Raw genomic sequence first — 19835 nt, 5'->3', positions numbered from 1 at the left:
CAAGCATGCTGGAAAACAAGGGGAGACGATGACTGACGACCGCAAGACGACCGTGCCCGTGTGGACGCTGGCAACCGCCGACGTCCGGGTGCCAGGGCTGACGGCGGGTGAGTCGATGACCGCTGAGCGCCTGTCCGAACTGCGCGGAGTGCTGGCCGTCCTGGCCGACCAGCCGATCGTCACACTTGAGGCACATCCACTGCCCGGCAAGATGGACCGCGGCCGTGGTATCCCGCTCGACGCCGCGAGTCCCCTGGCGCAGCACCTGTCGCAGTTCATCACGCAGTCGGCGCGAAGCTCCCTCACTGCGGCCCGGGCGACCGCTTCCGGCGAGGGGCTGTATCGCATCGTGGTCCCGGCGAAGGTCGCCGACCAATTCGGGCAGGGCCTCGTCCGATCGATGGCGGCAAGGGGGGCGGCCGGTGGCATCCGCAGTGCACTGGTGGACTCGACGGGCCGGATCGCCTCCCACGCGACGTTCGTGCCGGTCGGAGGGGCGGCAGCGGCGGGAACGGCCGGCGGGGCCGGGGCGACCGCCGGTGCCCTGGCCGCCGGCGGCACGGCCCTCACCGTGGCCGCTCCGCTCGTGCTCATGGCCGTGGCGGTGGGGGTGAGCGCGCACGCCGACAACAAACGCCAGCAGGCCATCGAGCACATCACGGAACTGCTGGAGCAAATTCAGGAGGACAAGCTCGACGACGAGCACAGCGCACTCGACGGCTGCCGCGGCGCCATCGACAAAGCCACGGCCATTCTGCTCGACCAGGGCAGGCTCGGTGTCTCGCTGGGACTCGACTCGGCGGTGCATGCCATCGACACGGCGCTGAGCAAAGCCGAGCGCCGCCTGGCCCGATGGCAGACGGCACTCGACGGACTGCCCGAGGGCGAGGCCGTCGAGCTCGGCACACTGACCAAGTCGTTCCCCGGCGTCGACGACCAAGGCGGCACGTTCCGCACCCACCTCGAACTCGCTTCCCTGGCCATCGCGCTGAAGCGGCGGGTCGTCGTCCTCCAGGCCGTCGAGCACGCCCAGAGCGACCCCGGCAATCCGTTCGAGAACTTCACCCGCGCACTGAAGCGTGATCAGCAGCGCCTCGATGAACTGGAGTCGGGTATCGCCGGTGTCCTTGTGCGCCTGTCGAACCTGGAACTGGCTCGCCCGAGCGGTCGGCGCCCTGTCTTCACGACCAGTGAAGTCGATCGCCTCATGAGCGCGGCATACCGGATTCGCAAGCTGGGCGACGGCGTCACGGCCAACGGCCGTGCGACAGACGTGGCGATTGAGATCGCCCGCGACAAGGACGGCTCGGTGGTCGTGCTCCCGGCGCTGCCCGCGTAGGCGTTGACGCGCTCAAGGGCGACCTGAGGTCACGCGCTTACCGGTCGGCACTGCCGGGTGGGACGACCCATTCGGTGGGCTGGCCGGTGAGGGAGGCGATCATGTCGAAGTCCCCGTCGTAGTGGAGGACCGTTCGCTGGTTCAGTTCCGCCGTGGCGGCGATCAGCAGGTCGGGCAGGGAAAGGGCGCGGTGGAAGCCCGCGTTGGCGGCGTGGCGCTGGATCTCAAGGGCGCGGGTGAAGGCGTCGTCGTCGGTTCCGAGGTAGTCGAAGGCGTGGAGCCAGGTGCTGATGCGTGTCGCTTCCGCGCTGTCCCGTGCGGAGCGGATCATCTCGAACTCGGTGGGGCGGCACACGGCGAGGAGGCAGCGCTCCTGCAGAGGCTTGAGCACCTCCTTGACGCTCGGCTTCGTCCAGCGGGCCAGGGCGGACTTGTCGATCAGATAGCGGTCCTGCATCAGGCGGCGCGGCCTCCGTCGCGCTTGAGGGAGCCGTCCGCGTTGCGGGGGCCGGTGTTCTCGACGATCTCGCTGAAGTCGAGCTCGCCGGCGTCCATGGCGTCGAAGCCCTCCTGCCGCAGGTGCCTCTTGACGGCGTCTTCCATGGCGAGGCGGACGGCCTTGGCTTTCGTTGTGGTCCCGAAGATGCGCATGGCCTCGGCGACCATGTCCTCGTCGAGGTCGATGACGGTTCTGGCCATGCGGATGATCCCTTATCAGACGATTCCGTCAGCGAAACGATACCATTTCTTGACTCTGATCGATATCGTTCGAGGGTAGCGACCCCGTCGAGGAGGGTCGGCTGGGGCGCCACGGGGAGGAGAACACTGCCCGGACGGTCTTGCCGGAGGGTGCGTAGGGGACGCAGTCCCAGTGGTCGGCGAGAGCGGTGACGAGTGACAGGCCGCGTCCGCCGGGGCGGAGAGCGTCGGCTGCGGCAGTGCCCGTCACGATCTGTGGGTAGAGCTCCCCGCGGGCGTCGGTGACCTCGACGCGAAGGAGGCCGGGTGAGGCGTCGAGGACGAGGGTCAGCCGAAAGCTGCGACCGGGCACGCTGCCGTGGAGCACGGCGTTCGCCGCGAGCTCCGCTACGACGATCTCGACACGCTCCGTGATGCCCTGCGGGGCACCCCAGGAGTGGAGTTCGTTCACGGCGAGCAGCCGGGCGAGCCGCGCGCCGCGCTGCGTGGAGGAGAACAGCTGCGTGAAGGTGAGTGAGGAGCCGGTGAGTTGGGGAGCCGGTTGGTTCATGGCACCAGCGTGGCGTCAGTGATGCCTCGCTGCGAGCCTCGGGCCCCGTACACGGAGTCAGCGTACGGGCACGAAGAGTGGACAGTACGCATGCTCAGCCGTCACTCTGAGTGCCGAACGTGTGCGGGCCCGAGTGGGGCTGGAGAAAGGGGCGGCGGATGGACATCGCCGAGGGGGACGCGGTCCAGGGTGTAGGCGCCCGGATGGTCCCGGCAGGGGAGTGGGAGCGGGAACCCCATCCGTCGGACAGTCTGCGCACCTTCGGCGCGGTCGTCCAGGCGTTGCGCGAGCACGTGGGGCTCAGCAGGGTCGACCTCGGAGACCGGGTGCGGTACTCCAAACACACCGTCGAATCCGTGGAGTTGGGCCGCCGGATGCCGGACAAGGCGTTCGTGGAACGCGCGGAGGAAGCACTCGGCAACACCGGTGCGCTGCGGAAGGCCGCCCGCCATCTCACCCGGGGCGAGGCGGGCCTCGCCGCGTGGTTCCGGCAGTGGGCCCGGCTGGAACGGGAGGCGGTGAGCCTGTGTACGTACGAGTGCCGGCTGGTGCCAGGGTTGTTGCAGTCGGAGGCGTACGCGCGGGCTGTGTTCGAGGGCACGATCCCGCTGCGGACCGATGAGGAGCTGGAGCAGCAGCTCGCGGCGCGAATGGAAAGGCAGGCGATGATGCGGGAGCGGCCGACCGTGCCGTTCAGCTTCATCGTCGAGGAGCATGTGTTCCGGCGGCGGTTCGGGGACGCGGAGGCCATGCGTGAGCTGTACGACCACGTGCTGGAGCTGAGTGCTCCGCGCAATGTGACGCTGCAGGTGGTGCCGTTGGAGGCTGGGTTGCACCCGTGCCTGGACGGGCCGGTGCGGATTCTGGAGACCCCTGCGGGGCAGCGGCTCGGGTACTCCGAGGGGCAGGAGAACGGGCGACTGATCTCGGACCGGAAAGAGGTGAGCCTGCTCTGCCAGCGCTATGAAACACTGCGCTCGCAGGCCCTGAGCCCTACGGAATCCCGGGCCCTGCTGGAGCGACTGCGAGGAGAGCTATGAGCAGCGGTACGACGGAACTCGCCTGGTTCAAGTCGAGCTACAGCGGTAGCCAGGGCGACGACTGCGTGGAGGTCGCGGTCGCCGAACAGGCTGTCCACATACGGGACTCCAAGGACGTGGCTCGGCCGGACTTCGCGGTGAGCCGTGAGGGCTGGGGGCAGTTCGTGCGGTTCGCGTCGGAGTGTTGAGCTTGAGGTGTGCTGTCCGCCGCGTTTGAGGGTGCAGCGGCGGACAGCACACCTTCGTGCGCGCGAGGCGTCAGGTGAGTGTGTTGCGCAGGTGCGGGCCCAGGTGGCCGACGTACAGCTTCCCCGAGCGGGGACAGTCGTCGTAGAAGTGGAGGCGCGGGGCGATGGTGTTGCCCCCGCCGATCTTCAGGTGGGCCTGCATGAAGACCCGGCCGTCGGGGTTCACCGCCTTCGGAACCGGGAGCATGCGCTCAGCCCGTAGTTTCGGTTTTCGGGCGACGGTGTCCGACTCGCGCATGGCCACCTTGGCCGCCGGGAAGGGAAAGGCGCTTGAGGCGTCGGACTTGCACCAGCTGAGGAAATCGCCGGAGGTCGCGCCGTCGGCGGAGGACCGGGCGAAGTGATCCAGGGCCAGTAGCCCGTCCCATGCGACGTACAGCCAGTTGTCCACCGACTGGCTGTCGAGGGACCGTGTGACCTTGGGATTCCCGGTGAACGAGATGCCGGGCAGCTCGTCCAGGCGGTCCAGCAGCTCGGAGAAGGTCGTCGGGTACGTGATGTCGGCAGCGACGACCGCCGTGTGAGCGACGGCGAACTGCCCTGCCTCCTGGAGCTGTTCACGCAGGAACCGAATGAGCCGCTGGGACTCCTGGGCCTTGTCGTACAGTTCTTCGTTCTCGCCACGCAGTTCGTTGCTGGCCTGTTCGGCTTTCGCGAGCTCCGCGTACAGGTCGTTGATCTCGTTGACCCGGCTCTGCTCCGCGCGCTCCGCCTCGTCCAACAGGGCGTTCAGGGCAGCCTTGTCGGAGCGGAGCTTGGCGACGTCCGTGCCGTCCGAGGCCGAGCGGGGGCGAGTGCGCTGGCGCGGAATGCTGAGTAGAGCGGCGGGCAGCGGCTGCCGGGAGGACAGTCGCTGGGGGAGGGCCGCGAGGGTGGAGGCGGCGCGACGGGGGTCGGCCTCGATGGTGCGGCGCGACATCACGGGGTGACGTTGTGCGTCGGGTTTCCACGCCGGGTCGAGCCCCGGCAGGTAGGTGCGGACGCCACCGCCGAACACGGGGTGGTACTCCAGCGCGGCGTTGAACTTGGCCTGCGCTTCCGGCGTGAGGATGTAGAGCACGGCCAGCCCGTGCAGACAGTAGAAGAGCGGCTCGACGACCGACCGGGACCAGACGTCGGGATCCTTGCCGTACGGCACCGTGGCGACGACGACGGGCAGGCGGCGATTGGTGTCGCAGAGTTCCTCGATGGCGTCGTCGACGTCCTCGGCTTCGATGAAGACGGGCGCGGAGGCGACATCGGCGAGAGCGTCACGTGCCTCCAGTGCGTCCAGGAGGGAACGGACGATGTTCGGTGTCTTGGCGCGTTTCGGTACGTCGCCTTCGCGGGCCGGCTGGTGCTCGATGTCGATCTGCACCCACGTACGGCCTTCGTCCTCCTCCAGGCCGGAGCGCACGATGAGCGTGGACTGCCAGGTGCCGGAGGTCGAGGAGGGTGTCTCCCGCATGCGCCAGCGGCTGTACGCGCCCTTGCGGCCGCCTTCCGAGTCACGGTCGAGGGTGGCGTGCGGGGCGATCTCGGTCCGTCCCTCGTCGAGCCCCGACGGGTCGTACCCCTTGCCGCGTATCCATTCGATCAGCTGCCGCTCCGCGATGCCAATGGCTGTGACGTAGTTGAGTTCGGTCGAGACCACCATGCGGTAGCCGCGTGGTTCCATGGGCGCTCCTTGCTGCGGAGTGGTGCGGGGCGGTTCTCAGTCCGGGACAGGTCGGCTGCCTTACCGCTGCCTCAGGCCTTGTCCTCGGTCGGCTCGTAGCCGAGGGCCGCACGGTTGATGAAGCGGTCGCCGAGGTCGCGAACAGGCGTGGGCTTCGGCTTCCGCGCCGTGCCGCTCGCCGTGGACTTCTGCGCGACAGAATTCTTACCGCCCGAGTGGGCGGATGGTGTGCGTTTCGGCTTCTTGCCCTGCGTCGCGGCCGGCGTCTTGCGCGCCGCGTACTTCTTGCGGAGCGCCGCGAGTTGCTCGCGTTCCTGAACTGCCACGGTGGTGGGGAGAGCGGTGGTGAGGGCCCGAGCCCGGCTGAGCGCGTAACGGGCTTCGTTCCAGCGCTTCTTGTTGATGGCCAGGCGGGCCACTTCGATGGTCTGCTGCAACGCCTTGATCTTCCCCGGCTGCCGCCGGGGTAGCGGAGACTCGGCCCCACTGCTCCGCCGCTGCCCGGCGGCACGGGTGCCCCAGTCAGTACCCGAGGTCAGGACGACGACCGAGCGGGGGTTGCTGGTCTGGCTTCGACGTACCACGGGCGGTGTTCCTTGGGTGAGGGAGGCGCTTTTGGGTGACCGCAGTTGCGGCCACCCGGAGCGGGTCAGTCGTGGCGGGGGCCCTGGCCGGGGGGCGGGGTGAGAGTGGAGTGGTAGGTACCGGACTCGCCCTCGGTGAGCGGGTTCTCCATGGTGAGGCCGGCGGCGGCCATGCGGTCGTACTCGGCGAGGACGAGGCGCTTGGTGCGGTACTCGCCGAACTTGGCGATCTCGTTGTTCTTCAGGCCGCCCGACTCCGACTGGAAGGACTCCAGGATGTAGTCGGTGTCCTCACGTGAGATTCCGTAGAGGTGGAAGAAGTACGCGTCCAGCTCGGCGCGCAGCTGGGCGCGGCGGGTCTCGTCCCACTGGAACGGTTCGCCCTCGTCGTCCAGGTCGCGGGCGAGGGGGGTCATGTCGTAAGCGGTGTAGACGAGTTCTAGGACGCGGGGGAGTAGGAAGGAGAGATGGGGTTCGAGGGCGGTGGGGGTGGGGACGGGGAGCTGCTTCCAGGCGTAGAGCTTCATGTGGGCGCCATTGATCTTCTGGCGGCTCACGAAGTCAAAGACCAGGGAAGACTGAGTAGCGATCAGCGCGGAAACCAGTGGTGGGGAGACTCTGGGCATCATGAGCGGAAAGGTCTCGACGACTGCGGTTCTAGGAAGGAAGGCCGGGATCGACGTGCGTGCGTTCGTGGAGGCAGTGACGTCGCACCACCCGCAGAGCCATTCGCGGTCCCACTTCTCTTCGGCGAGGCGTAGTTCCACTCCCTTGACTTTGACGTCCTTGTTGTTGCGGCGCGTGGGAATCTTTCCGTCCTGCTGAATCCAGTGGAGCGGCAGCGCAGGGCGCGCAGGATCCTGCAACTCTTCGGCAGTCAGGTAGCGGGGCTGGTTCTGGCGGTTGACCGCTGTCTGGCTCTTGACTACGTGAGCGGCTCGATGGTTGAAGAAGTCCGCCATCTTCGCCTCGTAGAGCGGCAGCATTCGCTCTCCGTCCCGCTCGAAGACGTTGCCCCGCAGTTCCCACCCCTCGGTTTCGAGACGCTCGCGGCTGCGGAACAGGTCGGAGTCGTCTGTCGTATGAAAGAAGGTTGCTTTAAAAGCTACCTGCCAGGGGTTGCCGTCCCGTCGTGCTTCATTACGCAGCACCGGGATACGCCGATACACGCCTGCCGTGATGTCTGCGTCGCGTTGCGTGCGAAACACCGGAAGGGTGCCAGTGTTCGGGTTGATTCGTGCCAGGTCTTCAGGGTCCAGCGTGAACACACGGTGGGGGTCCTCCAGATCCGTGATGTCGGACAGAAAGAAGCCGACGCGGCTGGCATCCGCCTGAAGGGCCTTGCCGGTGAGCGAAAACAGGCAGAACTTGTAGTGGGAGTGGACGCTTTCGAACCATCTGCCCCCCTTGGGGAGAGCTGGCGACCTTGGGCGACGGTTCTCGAAGTCGTACAGCGATGCCAGAACTCCACGCTGGGTGAAGTCCGAGAACAAATACTGCGACCCTGCACCAGTCGCGATGACAGTCGGCAGGATCAGGCCGAACCGCCCTTCAGGTGCGACCACGTTTGCCATCCGCTCAGCGAAGAGCTGTTCCGTCTGAAGCATGGTGACGCCCTTGACCGTCAACCCCTTCGCGCACAACGGGAACACCCCGGAGTCCCCCGCGAAATGGAACGTCCCCTTAACCGCCCGCCGCGCTAGCCGATACCGCTTACCCGCCTCCGGGTTCTCCACCTCCCACTCTGCGATCCGCGTACGCCGAGCCGTACCGGAGATCTCCGCGATCTCAGGAGCGACCACGCTGAAGTACTTCTTGTCCTCGAAGTCGACCTTGTCCCACGGCGGATTCCCCACCACACACGAGAACCCCCCGGCCCACCCCGTCGTCGGATCGACCGCATCCGCACCCACCAATACGTCGCCGTCCTCCGGAACCACGAAGACCTCAGGGAACTCCAAGTGCCAGTGGAAAAAGGCGTACTGATCCCGCAGCTGCACGATCTCATCGTGCGTCGACTGCGGAGCCGCGTCTCCCTCCGGGGCTTCCAGCCCCCGGAACACCTTGTGCGTAATGGCAGGTGGCGAGTCCTCGCACTTCATCCAGACGAACGCCGCACACCACCCGTCCGCCAAATGAAGCGCTCGGACATATTCGGCCGAAGTCGACCAGTCCCGGTACGCGTCCTCCTTCCGGCGGATGTCGGTGAGGTCACCGGCTGGGGCCGTCATGATTCGGCGCAGGCCCCTGGCGAACGAGCTGTTGGCGACCTTCGTCTCCGCTTCGACCTCGAACAGCTCGCCCTGGCCTCGGCGTTCCTCGGAGTTCCGGGCGAGTAGCTGCCGCGCCCACCCCTCGTCATCACCCTCCGCCTTCTTGAACGCCTTGTCCGGGATACCGTCCCTCATCAGGGCCGGGGTCGCCCCGATCAGGCCGTTGCCGTGCTTGATGTGCGCGTCCAGGAAGCTGAGGGGCTTGCCGGGCTCCATGGCCTCCAGCCACAGGGACACTTTGGCCAGCTCGACTGCCATGGGGTTGAGGTCCACGCCGTACACGCACCGCGCGACGACTTCGTGGAGGGCATGGCGCACGGCCTCGGCCGTGGGCTCGGGGTTGCGCTCACGCACCGCGGCCACGCGCTTGGCGATGCGTCGAGCTGCCGCCACGAGGAAGTGGCCCGACCCGCAGGCGGGGTCGCAGACCGTGAGGGAAAGCAGTTCCGCGACGATCGTGTCGGCAGGGTCCGGGCGGCCGTTGGCGCTCGCGTTCTGCTCCCCGCGCTTCACGGCGTCGTCTATCACCGGGTTCAGCGTCGAGTCGAGCAGGGTCTCGGTGAGTGCAGTCGGGGTGTAGTAACTGCCAGTCTTCTTCCGGTCGTTGCCGAGGCGGTCGACCAGCTCGAAGGTGCGGTCCGCAGCGCTGTGCTTCGGCACCAGCTCAAGGAGTGCCTCGTACACAGAGCCGAGTTCCTCGGCGCCCATGTGCAGATAGTCGACGGGGCGCCAGCGGGCCGAGCCGGCGTCGCGCACGCGGGCCAGGTGCTTGACTGCCTCGAACAGGTGGCGGTTGGCCAGGCGGGCACCGCGCAGCGGCTCGTCGGCAGAGGTGACGTTGAAGAGGCCGCCGAGTCCCTTTAGGCCCAGTTCGGGGCGGCCCTCCTCGGAACCCAGCGCCTCGATCAGTAGCTCCAGGGCGCGGTACTGATCGTCGTGGGCGGTGCCCAGGCGGCGCAAGGCGTGGCGGCGGAGGCGTGCCGTGGAGAAGTAGCGGGTGAAGCGGTCGCGGGTCACCTCGCCAGCCTCGGGGTCCAGCAGGGCGCCTCGGTCCTCAGCGACGAAAAGGAAGATCATGCGGTAGATGAACCGCAGCAGCGCCGTCTGGAAGACGTGGACGTCCAGGTGTTCGCGCAGCTTGTTGTTCTGCGGGTGGCTCAGGAACCCGGTGCCGAGGACGGTGAGGGCTGCCTGAACGCCGTCGCGGAAGTGGTCGAGCGCCCGGCTGCCGGACTCGATGGCGACCATGCGCCACTTCTCCAACCAGCACCCGGCAGGTACCGCCCCCTCCGCCACCGCGAACCGCGACGCGTGCAGCAGGCTGTACAGCAGCACGAACTCGCTGAACAGCTCACCGTCGAACAAGGCCTCCAGGTCGAACTCGACATACGCGGCCGTGGAGAAGGACGACGAGTCGCGCAGCAGACGCAGCCGGCGGCCGTTGGTCAGGACCGCCCACAGATGGGCCTCTGTCCGGTTGAGACAGTCCTGGAGCATCGATTGCGCGGGGACCTGGCCTGCCGCCGGGCGCTTGTCCAACTCCTGGTTCCACGGGATCAGGTGGACCAACGCCGGGCCGTGGCGGTGGGAGACCGGGAACCGCTTCTCCGGATCCGAGTCGGCCGGGATGCCCGCCGCGCCGACCTCCGTCAGCGCCCCGAAGTCCAGCTTGCGGAACAGCTGGGCGAGCCAGTCCGTGCCCGCCCGGCCCGTCGGGTCGGCGGCGGGCGCCCCCGTCGTCGGGTCCGAGGGCAGGGCCATCCGCAGGTCGCGCCAGAGCGGCTTGAGGTACTCCCAGGCGCGCTCGGCCTCGTCGCGCACGGGGACGGAGGCGGGCAGGCCGTAGTCGGCGGGCTTGGTGCCGGGCAGGTTCCGTGCCTCGGCGATGCGCAGCAGCATGTCGGCGGGGAGCAGCCCGCCGACGGTGGTGACGGCGGTGAAGGCCAGGGCGGTACGAGTGGCGGCGGCGGGCATCAGGCTTCGGCTCCGGTCATCGTGGGAACGGGCTGCTGCGGCAGGTAGACGTACACGCCGAGAACGTCGGCCGGCTCCTGCGGGACGACCTTCAGGCCGCGGACGATCTCCTCGTTGGCCTTGCGTACCCGGCGGTGCGAGGCGTCGAGTTCGGTGGCCAGGCGCGTGCCGTACTCGGAGAGGTGCGCGGAGAGGTCCGGCAGGCCGTCCAGGGCGCGGGTGATCTGGTTGCGGGCGAGCTGCTCGTGGGTGTTTGCGGCGGCTCGGGCCGCCAGAAGAGCCGCGGCCGCGTCGTCGTCCAGCCAGCGGGCCCGCGACGGCATGCCCTCGTAGGCGAGCAGCCGGGCGTCCTCGGCCACCACCTGCCGCTCACCCGTGCGGGACGGCAGGGTGAGGTGGAAGCGGTAGCGGACCAGGAGGAGCGTGGTGCGGATCGTCACCGCGTCCGTGGTGACCACACCGCAGCGGCGGGCCGGTCGCGGCCCCGGGGTGTTCGCGTCGAGGGCCGAGTCCAGGACGTACGAGGCGATGGCGCCGATCGCCGGGTCGGTGCGGACCAGTGCCGCCTCGCCGCGGGCGATCGCCGGTGTCGTACGGAACGGGATCTCCCGGTCCTCCTCGATCAGCCGTCCGCCGAGGGTGGCGGCGAGCGCGTCGCGCAGCCCGGCGGGGGCGCCGCCGGCCTGAGCGGTGAAGTCGCCGGAGCCGTCGCGTGGTTCGCGGACGAGGGCGTCCAGGTCGCGCAGGGCCTCCAGGGCGAAACCGCGCACCTCGTCGGCGCCGCCGAGCGCGGCCCGTACGGCGGCGACCTCGCGGGCCACCTCCTCCGGGTGGATGGCCCGCTGGGCGTACTTGGAGCGGGAGGTCTTCTCCCGCTCGGCCGCCGAGTTCCAGTCGCGTTCGATACGGTCCAACGACTCCTGGTGGCCGTCCAGGTCGAACAGGCTCTCCTGGCTGCCCTGCCGTCCGTGCAGCAGCAGCCACTCCACGACGGCGTCGGTGACGCCGGACGCCGTCTCGTCGGGGACGGAGACGGAGATGCCCAGGTCCTTCTTGATCTGCCGGTGCTTCTTGAACAGCACCTCCAGGACCTTGCCGTCGATGCCGTTGTCCTCGCCGTACATGGTGATGACACGGACCTGGTCGCGCTTCTGCCCGTAGCGGTCGACGCGGCCCTCGCGCTGGTCGTGGCGCGTCGGGTTCCAGGCCAGGTCGTAGTGGACGACGGCGTCGAAGTAGTGCTGGAGGTTGACGCCCTCGGACAAGCAGTCCGTGGCGATCAGCACGCGGCGGACCGCCGGGTCGCCGGCCTCCCCGCCGGAGTCCGCGGACTCGGCGGCGAGCTGCTCGATGCGTTCCAGACGCTGCTGCGGGGAGAGGGTGCCGGTCACCGCGGCGATCTTCGTCTTCTTGCCGAGCTTGCCCTCCAGCTGTGTGGCGAGATACTCGGCGGTGGGGATGTAGCGGCAGAAGACGATCGGGTGGTAGCCGTCGGCGACCAGGCCCTTCAGATGCCGGGTGAGGGCCTTGAGCTTCGCGTCCTCGGACGGGCCCATCAACTGAGCTGCCCGCTGCGAGAGTTCGAGCAGCCGCGCACCCGCCTCCTCCGACTCGGCGGCGCCCGGCGCGACGTCCATGCCTTCGAGGCGGTCGTTCTCGGCGGAGTCGGCGGCCACGGGGGCGCCCAGCGCGTCCGCCTCCTGCGCGGTGCGGGCGGTGGCGGACTCGGAACGGGTCTTCAGGGTCTGTGCGGCGGCCGCGGGGGAGGACACCATCGAGCGCAGCAGCGCGATCACCGACCACCAGGCGATCCGGGCCTCCCGCTTGCCCTGCTCACCGGCTGCTGTGACGCGGTCCCGCGCATAGGCGATGGCGTCGTCGAGCAGCGCCCGGTAGGGGGGCGTCAGCTTGTACGGCTCGTCCTTGGTCCAGCGGTCGGACGGGAACGCGGTCCGCTCGGCGAGGGAGTCGTCGGCGAGGCCGTCCTCCTTGGTGAGGTAGTCGCGGACGTCGGCGCGCTTGCGGGCCACGAAGTGCTCGGCGAGCTTCGCACGCCCCGCCGGGGACTCCAGGTCCAGCGTGGCGAGTTCGGGACGGACCAGGCCGAGCAGGTTACGGAACGCGGACTCCTTGCCGGAGTGCGGGGTCGCGGTCAGCAGCAGCAGATGCCGGTCGGCATCGGCGGAGATCCTGCGCAGCAGCTCGTACCGGAGCTGGTTCGCCGCGGACGATGTGCCGCCCTGCGTGGTGTCGTCGGCGGCCACACAGGCGTGGGCCTCGTCGACGATCACCAGGTCAGGGCAGTTGCGTACGAAGTCCTCGCGGTGCCGGGTCGACTTGATGAAGTCCGTCGAGATGATCGTGCAGGGGTGTTTGTCGAACAGGGACTGGCCCAGCTCCAGGCCGCGTTCGAGTCGGGTCACCGTGGAGGCCAGGACCAGTTCGGCGTCGATGCCGAACTTCTCCCGCAGCTCGCCCTGCCACTGCTCGGCCAGGGCGGGGGAGCAGAGCACCGCCAGCCGGGTCGCCTCGCCCTGGGCGAGCAGCTCCTTGGCGATCAGGCCTGCCTCGACCGTCTTGCCGATGCCCACGTCGTCCGAGATGAGCAGGCGCACGGTGCGCTGCCGCAGCGCCATCAGCAGCGGAACCAGCTGGTAGGCCCGGGGCTCCACGGCGATCGACGCCAGCGAGCGGAACGGGCCCGCTCCCGACCGGAACCCGATGCGCAGCGCCGTACGCAGCAGACCGGCGGCCCGCTGGTCGCCCAGGTCGGCCGGGCTCGGCGCCGCGAACTCGGCCGGCCGCACCTCCTCGAAGGTGGGGAACACGGCCGCGATGTCGTCCTCGCTCCCGCCCAGGGGGCGCAGCACCAGCATGTCGGGGGCGCTCTCGGGCAGCACCACCCATTCCCGGCCACGGGCGGCGACCAGGGAGCCGGCTGTGTACGTGAGGCTCATGAGATGTCTCAGTTCCTAAAGGTCGGAAGCCGGTGAGGCGATCAACGGAGGTGGAAGTAGGCGGCGTTGCGGTCCGCGATGGCGTCCCAGTCGGTGTCCGCCGGGAAGCGCAGGACGTCCCAGCCGGCGTCCTCCAGGCGATACCCGGCCTCGACGTCACGGGTGGAGCCGGCCGGGTGGCCGGGGACGTCGACGAACACGGCGAGGTTGGCTCCGTCCAGCCGGAAGACGAGGTCGGGGCAGGCCCCGGCCTCCGGGACGAGGACTTCCACCTCGTCCGGCAGCCGGTAGCCCTTCGCCCGCAGCCAGCCGAGCAGATCCCCCTGTGCGACCAGGGCCGCGAGATCCGCCTCCACCGGGGTCGGCGAGGCCGCGGGGGCCAGCCTGCGGAACCGCTCGCTACGGGATTCGCCGCGGTCCTCCCGCTCGGTACGGGCGCCGGCCAGCCGCACCAGCAGCGGCTGGGCGGCGTGCCGGCTCAGCCGGCGGTGGTGCGTCTGGTTGGCGTACGTCAGCAGACACGCGTAGCAGCCGCGGGCGCACCTCTCGCCGTCCGCCGGACCGCCCTCGTCCTCGCCGGTCTCCGGGTCGAAGTGGCAGATGTCCAGGGCGGTTTCGGCGGCCTTGGCGAGAGCCTCCCTGTCGTGCTGGATCCGGCGCAGCACACCGGCGCCGCCCTCGGCTGCCTCCGTGAACAGCATGTGGCGGCGCGGCCCTTCGTCCGGTGGCAGCAGCTCCGCGGTCAGCTCGGAGTCCTCCAGCTCGAACGCCGCCTCGATGCCCCGCTCCAGCGCGTACAGGAACGACAGCGCCACCGGCTCGGGCAGCGGCTCCTCCAGGGTGACCACGAGGATGTTGCGGCGGTCCTCCACGAAGGGCAGCACCCGCTTCTTGCGGCGCTTCTCGTTGCCGTCCTCGTCGACCACCGGCATGCCGGTGCCCTCGATGGCGTCCGCGGCGGCCCGGTCGTTGAGCCAGCGGCCGTCGCCCAGGTCCAGCCAGTAGCCGTCCGGCTCGCCCTCCTTGTCGCGGACCCGGCCGAGGTTGGTGATGCGCACCGTCGCCGAGTCGCCGTAGTCCAGGTCGAGAACGGGCGCCCCGCCGGCATCGGCGACATGCGAGGTGAGGCGTCCCTTGCGGGCACCGTGGTCCTGGAACGCGTACGAGGTCTCCAGGCGGAAACCGGCCCGGCGGCGCTCCTCCTCGTCGGAGGAGATCCGCTCGCGCGGCGTCGTGTACACGGTGTGCAGGTGGAGCAGGCCGGTGCGCTTGCCGCGCAGCTCCTCCCCGCACATCGTGCACTTGTCGGAGCCGGGCTTGACGGCGTAGTGGTAGCCGCAGCCGTCGCAGCGCCTGGCCTCCGCCGTCGCCAGGTCGCCCGAGGCGTCCGGCGGCAACTGCACCCGGGTGACCTGGTAGCGGGCGCCCTCGTGGTAGATGAGCGCCCCGGGGCCGAACTCGCGGATCGCGAGGAACCGCGGACGCTGCAGATAGTCGCCGTCGGCGTTGCGGCGGTTGCCGGAGCGCGGGATGTACGCGGCCAGCGGCAGCCGCGGGAAGCTGTAGCCCGGCAGGAAGCCCTCGGACGCCAGGTAGCGGTATGGATTGAAGTCGCTCATCACCGACTTGTTGTCGGTGGAGCGGTTCAGCAGCAGGTTCGTCTGCGTCTCGGCCTCCCGTCGGCGAGAGCGCGCCCGGCTCTGCTCACCGGGGGACAGGGTGTGGTCGACGACGCGCTTGTTCTGCTCGTACTGGTCGATGACGGCCGCCCGGAAAAGATCCCGCCACCGGTCGAAGGAGGCGTCGAACTTGTCAGGGGCCCGCTCGATCCGGTCCTCGATCCACTCGTCGTACCACCAGGTGGTCGCCTCGAAGTCCGCGATCAGCGGGGCCAGGACGGTACGGGCGGTGGCCGCCGCGCGCCTGCGGGCGTCCTCGTCGAGAGAGGCGCTGAGGATCTCGGAACGGAGCGGCAGCGGCATCTGCGGATCGGGGCGGTCGTCGCCGTCGGGGTCGTAGGCGACATCGACGACCTCCGGGATCGCCGTGCCCAGCTTCATGCCGGTCTCCGCCAGCCAGATGCCCTGGAGATGCGAGCGGACCAGATCCTCGTTGGCCAGGTCCAGCCGCGGCGGGGCCACCTGTCCCGACACCATGTCCTGGGAGCGGCGGAAGTAGTACTGGTCGTGGCTGTTGCCCGTCGCGCAGTACGTCGTCACCAGCGCGGGCTGACCTGAACGGCCCGCCCGGCCCGAGCGCTGTGCGTAGTTCGCCGGGGTCGGCGGCACATTGCGCATCAGCACGGCGTTGAGCGAGGAGATGTCCACGCCGAGTTCCATCGTCGGCGAGCAGTACAGCAGGGGGAGTTCGGCGTCCCGGAACAGCCGTTCGCGCTCCAGACGGTCCTCCGGAGTGACCTGAGCGGTGTGCTCCCGCGCGAACAGGCCGGCCAGTTCGGCCGCCGCGGTCCGGTACAGGTCCCGGAAGAACGGGTTGACGCGAGGGCCCTCGCCGCTGGTGTAGGTACGCGCCAAGGGGTCGATCGCGCCCCGCTCACCGTTTCCGGCCCGCCAGATCAACGCGGCGGCCGACACCCGGTAGCCGGTGCGCTTCTGAGCCGCACGGCGGCGGTAGGCCGGACCGGACAGCTCGGGCGTCGCGTCCACCTCGCACACCAGATGCGCGTCGAGCAGCACCTTCAACAGGTCCTCGATGATCTTCTGGACGTCGTCGAGGGGAAGGTCACGCAGATCGGGCATGTTCCGCCGCAGATACTTGCCGAACTTCCCCCGGGCGGAGAGGAACTGCGCGGTCCGTTCCATACCCGGCCGCGAACCGTACGGGTAGGCGGTTCCGACGGCCGGCCGGTCACTCTCACCGAGCACCCACGGCCCGGTCAGGCGCTCTTCGCTCGCCCGCTGCAAGGCGTCGAAGTCGTCGCGGAAGTACTGCACGTCAATGGCGAGAGCCCGCCGCATGAAGTCGAGCAGCGTACGGGCGATCTCCTCGCGCAGCGCCGGATCGGCGTCGCGCAGCGCGGCGTGCGCGGACCGCCAGCGATCGGGGTGGGCCGCGATCCATCCCAGATCCTCGTAGTCGATCCGGAGCAGCCCGGTCTGCTCCAGGTTCGGCATGGTGATGCGCCAGCCGCGCTCGAGATCGCGGTAGAGGCGATATCCCACGACGTCGCGGAAGGCCTTCACGGCTCGGCGCTCCATGGACGGGGCCAGGTCGCTGCCGGCCGCGTACTCGCGGGGTGCCAGGCCCATGACCTCGGTGACGGCCTCGGCCAGGTCGTCGTGGCTCAGTCCCTCCTCACCGGCCCGCACCGCGGCCTGGTACAGGGCGCCACGCAACTGGGTCACCTGAGCGAAGTCGTTGAAGTGTCCGGCCTGGAGCGAGGCGTCCTGCCGGTTGTCGACGAAGGTGAGAAGCTTGCGCGCTTCCTTGCTGAGGCTTTCCTCCGGCACGGCTCGCAGGGACTTCACGATCGACGCGGAGATCAGCGAGGTCGCCGACGAACGGCCCTCCTGATCCAGGGTGGCCAGCTTGGCGAAGTCCCGGCCGCGGGTCTGCTCGTAGGAGACCTGGCAGTGCACGCAGAACAGGAACGGCGCCGGGACGAACGCCGCCACCAGTCCCTCGCCTGCCTCGTTCCCATGGGCGTCCACGACGACCCGCTTGGGCAGACGCGGTCGGTAGGACTTCTTGACGACCGTCACGCCCTGCGCGTCCGGCTCCAGCCATGACTCCGGCAACCGCCTGTCGTCCACGGCCTTCTGCGGATCGGCGGGCCACTCGTAGTCCTCCCCGGGCATGCCCAGGTACAGATAGCCCTCGCCCGCGCGGCCCCCGGAGGCGGAGGTGTCCCGGCGCGGCTCGTACCGGAACGCGCCGCCGTCCTCGGTGCGCCAGACGGTCAGGTACTCCTGGCCGCACTCGCGGCAGAACGCCAGCGGGAACAGCGGCTTGCCGTCGCTGTCCGGCTGCTCCAGCTGGTACGTACGGGTCAGCGGCCGGGTGAGCGGGTCCTCCAGCGTCGTGTAGACGGTGTCGCCCTTGGAGAGGAACTGGTGCAGCCGGAAAGCGAACAGCGGCCGCTCCGTGACGGGGTGCTTGGCCTGCGCGCCCGCCTCCAGTGTCGTGCGGATCGCCTCGCGCACGCTCTCCTCGGGCACCCCGGACTCCTCGGCCAGCTCGGCCGCCGCCTCCTCGACGGTGGCCGGGGGGCAGCGGCGCAACCGTCCCGTGCCCTTCTCCTGCTCCAGACCGAAGCGGGACTCCACCCAGCGGGCCAGTGGATCCTTTGTCAACGCCTCGTACGAGCGGGGCGCCGCCGGCACCCGCAGCCGCTCGGCGGACACGGACTCGGGAGCCTCCCCGGTCGCCCGGACCAGGGTCTCGCCGATGACCCGCTTCGGCAGGACCGTCGTGCCGAACAGCCGGCCCGCGACCCTGGCCACCTCACGCTGCTGGTCCTCCCAGGAGCCCTCGGTGGACATGGTCGCCGAGGTGCCGATGCACTGCAGCGTCGCGGACGCGCGGCAGGCCTCACGGACCCGGCGGATCAGGAACGCCACGTCCGCGCCCTGCCGGCCCCGGTAGGTGTGCAGTTCGTCGAAGACGAGGAACTGGAGCCCCTCGGCCATGCGGATCAGGCTGGACCGGTCGTCCGGCCGGGTCAGCATCAGCTCCAGCATCACGTAGTTGGTCAGCAGGATGTCCGGGGGGTTCTTGCGCAGGGCCCGGCGGTCCTCGTCGGACTCCTGACCGGTGTAGCGGGCGAAGGTGACCGGTTCGCGGCCCTTCCCGAAACCGTGGCGCAGGTACTTCTCCAACTCGCCCAGCTGCGAGTTGGCCAGCGCGTTCATCGGGTACACGACGATCGCGCGCACCCGGCCGCCGGCGTCGGGCCCGGCCGCCTGACGCTCCTTCAGTACGTGGTGCACGATCGGGACGATGTAGGACAGTGACTTGCCGGAGCCGGTTCCCGTGGTGAGCACGTAGGAGTCGCCCGCCTGCGCGGCCTCGATCGCCTGCCGCTGGTGGAGGTGGAACGTCAGTGGCCGCCCGTCCGGACGCCGCGAGGTCTCCTTCTTGCCGGCCTGGAAGATCTCCGCGCACTTCGGATGCAGCAATCCGTCGCGCACGAGGTCGGTGACCTGGCCGCCGTCGGCGAAGAACGGATTCAACGACAGCCACGGGTCGGGCCATTGCGACTTCGCCGCCAGATCCTCCTCGACGAAGTTGTCGATCCGGGCGTCCCGGATCACCGTCGCGCTCTTCGTGAAGTCCTTGTACTCGCCGATCAGGTCGGCATGGATGCCGAAGACGTCCATCGCCTCGGGCAGGCGCGGCTCCCTGCGCGCCACGGGTGCGGGGGCGGCCGGAGCAGGCTCGGGGAGCAGGGCGCGCAGCCGTGCCACCGGGTCCATCACCTGCCAGTGCGGGGCCAGCAGGGCGGCCGTGTCGTCCGGCGCGAGGGCGAGCGGGACCAGCGCCTCACGGACCAGGGCGGCGTTCTCGGGCCGCAGTTCGGCGTCCTTCTCCAGGAGTCGGTCCACCAGCCGGACCAGTTCGGCGGGCAGGTCCGGCCGCACCAGGGTGAGCCTCGGCGGCTTCTCGTGCTGGTGCTGTTCGGAGAGTTCGTAGGGGGTCCTGGCGGAGAAGGGGGGCCGCCCTATCAGCAGCTCGTACAGGATGCAGCCGAGCGCGTAGAGATCGGCCGACGCGGAGACCCGTTCGGCACGGAACTGTTCGGGCGCCATGTAGCGAGCCGTGCCGACACTCACGCCCGTGCTGGTCAGACGGGTCTGGTCGGGATCGTCGACGACCGAACCCATGCCGAAGTCGAGGACCTTGATGGTCCCGTCGCGGGTCAGCATCGCGTTGGCCGGCTTCAGATCGCGGTGGACGACCCCGGCGGTGTGTGCGGCGGCGAGCCCGGAGGCGAGCTGCGCCCCGATGGCGGCGACCCAGGAGACCGGCAGCTGAGGCTCCTCGTCGATGAGGTCCGCGAGCGGATGGCCCTCCAGCAACTCCATGGCCAGATAGGGCAGTCCGCTGCCGCCAAGTGCCCGGTCCACACCACCGTCGATCAGCAGGGTGAGGTTCGGGTGGCCCTGGGAGAGCATGCGCATGATCCGCACTTCGCGGCGGAAGCGGTCGATCTCCTTGCCGGACCCCGAGGCGTCGACGGCGACTCCCGTCCGGCTGCGCAACACGGTCTTGACGGCGACTTCCCGGTGCGAGGAGTCCGAAGCCGCCTGAAGGTCTTCGGCCCGGTGCACCTCGCCCATGTTCCCGCGGCCCAGGATCCCCACGATCCGGAACCGTTCGTCGACCGTCTCCAGGCGCACTTGCCCTCCCCGTTTCACCCGTCGCATACAAGGTGGGTACATTCCGTGAGGAGCGTATACCGTCACCTGTTACGAGCATCACATTCTTCCGTTGACGTTGTCAACGTGCTTTCGGGGTCGGGTGTGCGGCAATCGTCGCCCCCCCCGCCGTGGCG

At 69.4% G+C, this 19835-nt stretch carries 11 protein-coding genes; 3 read left to right on the top strand and 8 right to left on the bottom strand.

The features are described 5' to 3' along the window. Window positions 1-28 precede the first annotated feature (28 nt). Entirely contained in the window at window positions 29-1339 is a 1311-nt protein-coding gene (locus ACFZBT_RS10295; RefSeq protein ID WP_391100880.1) for a hypothetical protein, read from the top strand. Window positions 1340-1376: 37 nt separating this feature from the next. Here ACFZBT_RS10295 and ACFZBT_RS10290 read toward each other — a convergent pair whose 3' ends face one another. The 3 genes from ACFZBT_RS10290 to ACFZBT_RS10280 are packed head-to-tail and all read right to left on the bottom strand — an operon-like array spanning window position 1377 to window position 2588. After that, on the bottom strand, window positions 1377-1796 hold the full coding sequence (locus ACFZBT_RS10290) for a PIN domain-containing protein (RefSeq protein ID WP_391100877.1): 420 nt from the start codon (window positions 1794-1796) through the stop codon (window positions 1377-1379). Next, entirely contained in the window at window positions 1796-2038 is a 243-nt protein-coding gene (locus tag ACFZBT_RS10285; RefSeq protein ID WP_391100875.1) for a type II toxin-antitoxin system VapB family antitoxin, read from the bottom strand. The genes ACFZBT_RS10290 and ACFZBT_RS10285 overlap by 1 nt, the downstream gene beginning before the upstream one ends. Window positions 2039-2066: 28 nt before the next feature. Continuing rightward, window positions 2067-2588, bottom strand: a complete 522-nt coding sequence (locus ACFZBT_RS10280; RefSeq protein ID WP_391100873.1) for an ATP-binding protein — start codon at window positions 2586-2588, stop codon at window positions 2067-2069. Window positions 2589-2746: 158 nt separating this feature from the next. Here ACFZBT_RS10280 and ACFZBT_RS10275 point away from each other — a divergent pair, with 158 nt between their 5' ends. Further along, complete coding sequence (locus ACFZBT_RS10275; RefSeq protein WP_391100871.1) at window positions 2747-3628, top strand: Scr1 family TA system antitoxin-like transcriptional regulator; 882 nt, start codon at window positions 2747-2749, stop codon at window positions 3626-3628. After that, a complete protein-coding gene (locus tag ACFZBT_RS10270) occupies window positions 3625-3816 on the top strand; it encodes a DUF397 domain-containing protein (RefSeq protein WP_391100867.1) in 192 nt (63 codons plus the stop codon). Before ACFZBT_RS10275 ends, ACFZBT_RS10270 begins: the two co-directional genes overlap by 4 nt. A 70-nt stretch (window positions 3817-3886) precedes the next feature. Here the strand turns inward: ACFZBT_RS10270 and ACFZBT_RS10265 are convergent, their stop codons facing one another. From ACFZBT_RS10265 to ACFZBT_RS10245, 5 genes are all read right to left on the bottom strand, one after another. Continuing rightward, window positions 3887-5533 carry an OmpH family outer membrane protein gene (locus ACFZBT_RS10265; RefSeq protein ID WP_391100865.1) on the bottom strand — a complete coding sequence of 549 codons (1647 nt, stop codon included), beginning with the start codon at window positions 5531-5533 and terminating at the stop codon, window positions 3887-3889. Window positions 5534-5604: 71 nt separating this feature from the next. Further along, a complete protein-coding gene (locus tag ACFZBT_RS10260) occupies window positions 5605-6117 on the bottom strand; it encodes a hypothetical protein (RefSeq protein ID WP_391100863.1) in 513 nt (170 codons plus the stop codon). 65 nt (window positions 6118-6182) lie between these two features. After that, window positions 6183-10364, bottom strand: a complete 4182-nt coding sequence (locus ACFZBT_RS10255) for an Eco57I restriction-modification methylase domain-containing protein (RefSeq protein ID WP_391100861.1) — start codon at window positions 10362-10364, stop codon at window positions 6183-6185. Beyond that, a complete protein-coding gene (locus ACFZBT_RS10250) occupies window positions 10364-13321 on the bottom strand; it encodes a helicase-related protein (protein WP_391100858.1) in 2958 nt (985 codons plus the stop codon). Before ACFZBT_RS10250 ends, ACFZBT_RS10255 begins: the two co-directional genes overlap by 1 nt. Before the next feature lie 41 nt (window positions 13322-13362). Continuing rightward, the gene (locus tag ACFZBT_RS10245) at window positions 13363-19680 is read right to left on the bottom strand and encodes a protein kinase (RefSeq protein ID WP_391100855.1); all 6318 of its coding nucleotides are present in this window, start codon (window positions 19678-19680) and stop codon (window positions 13363-13365) included. Window positions 19681-19835 lie beyond the last annotated feature (155 nt).

The sequence above is a fragment of the Streptomyces sp. NPDC008137 genome, assembly GCF_042957035.1.
Lineage (GTDB): Bacteria > Actinomycetota > Actinomycetes > Streptomycetales > Streptomycetaceae > Streptomyces.
Note: the sequence above shows the minus strand (reverse complement) of the source record. Positions and strands in the feature narration are given on the sequence as shown.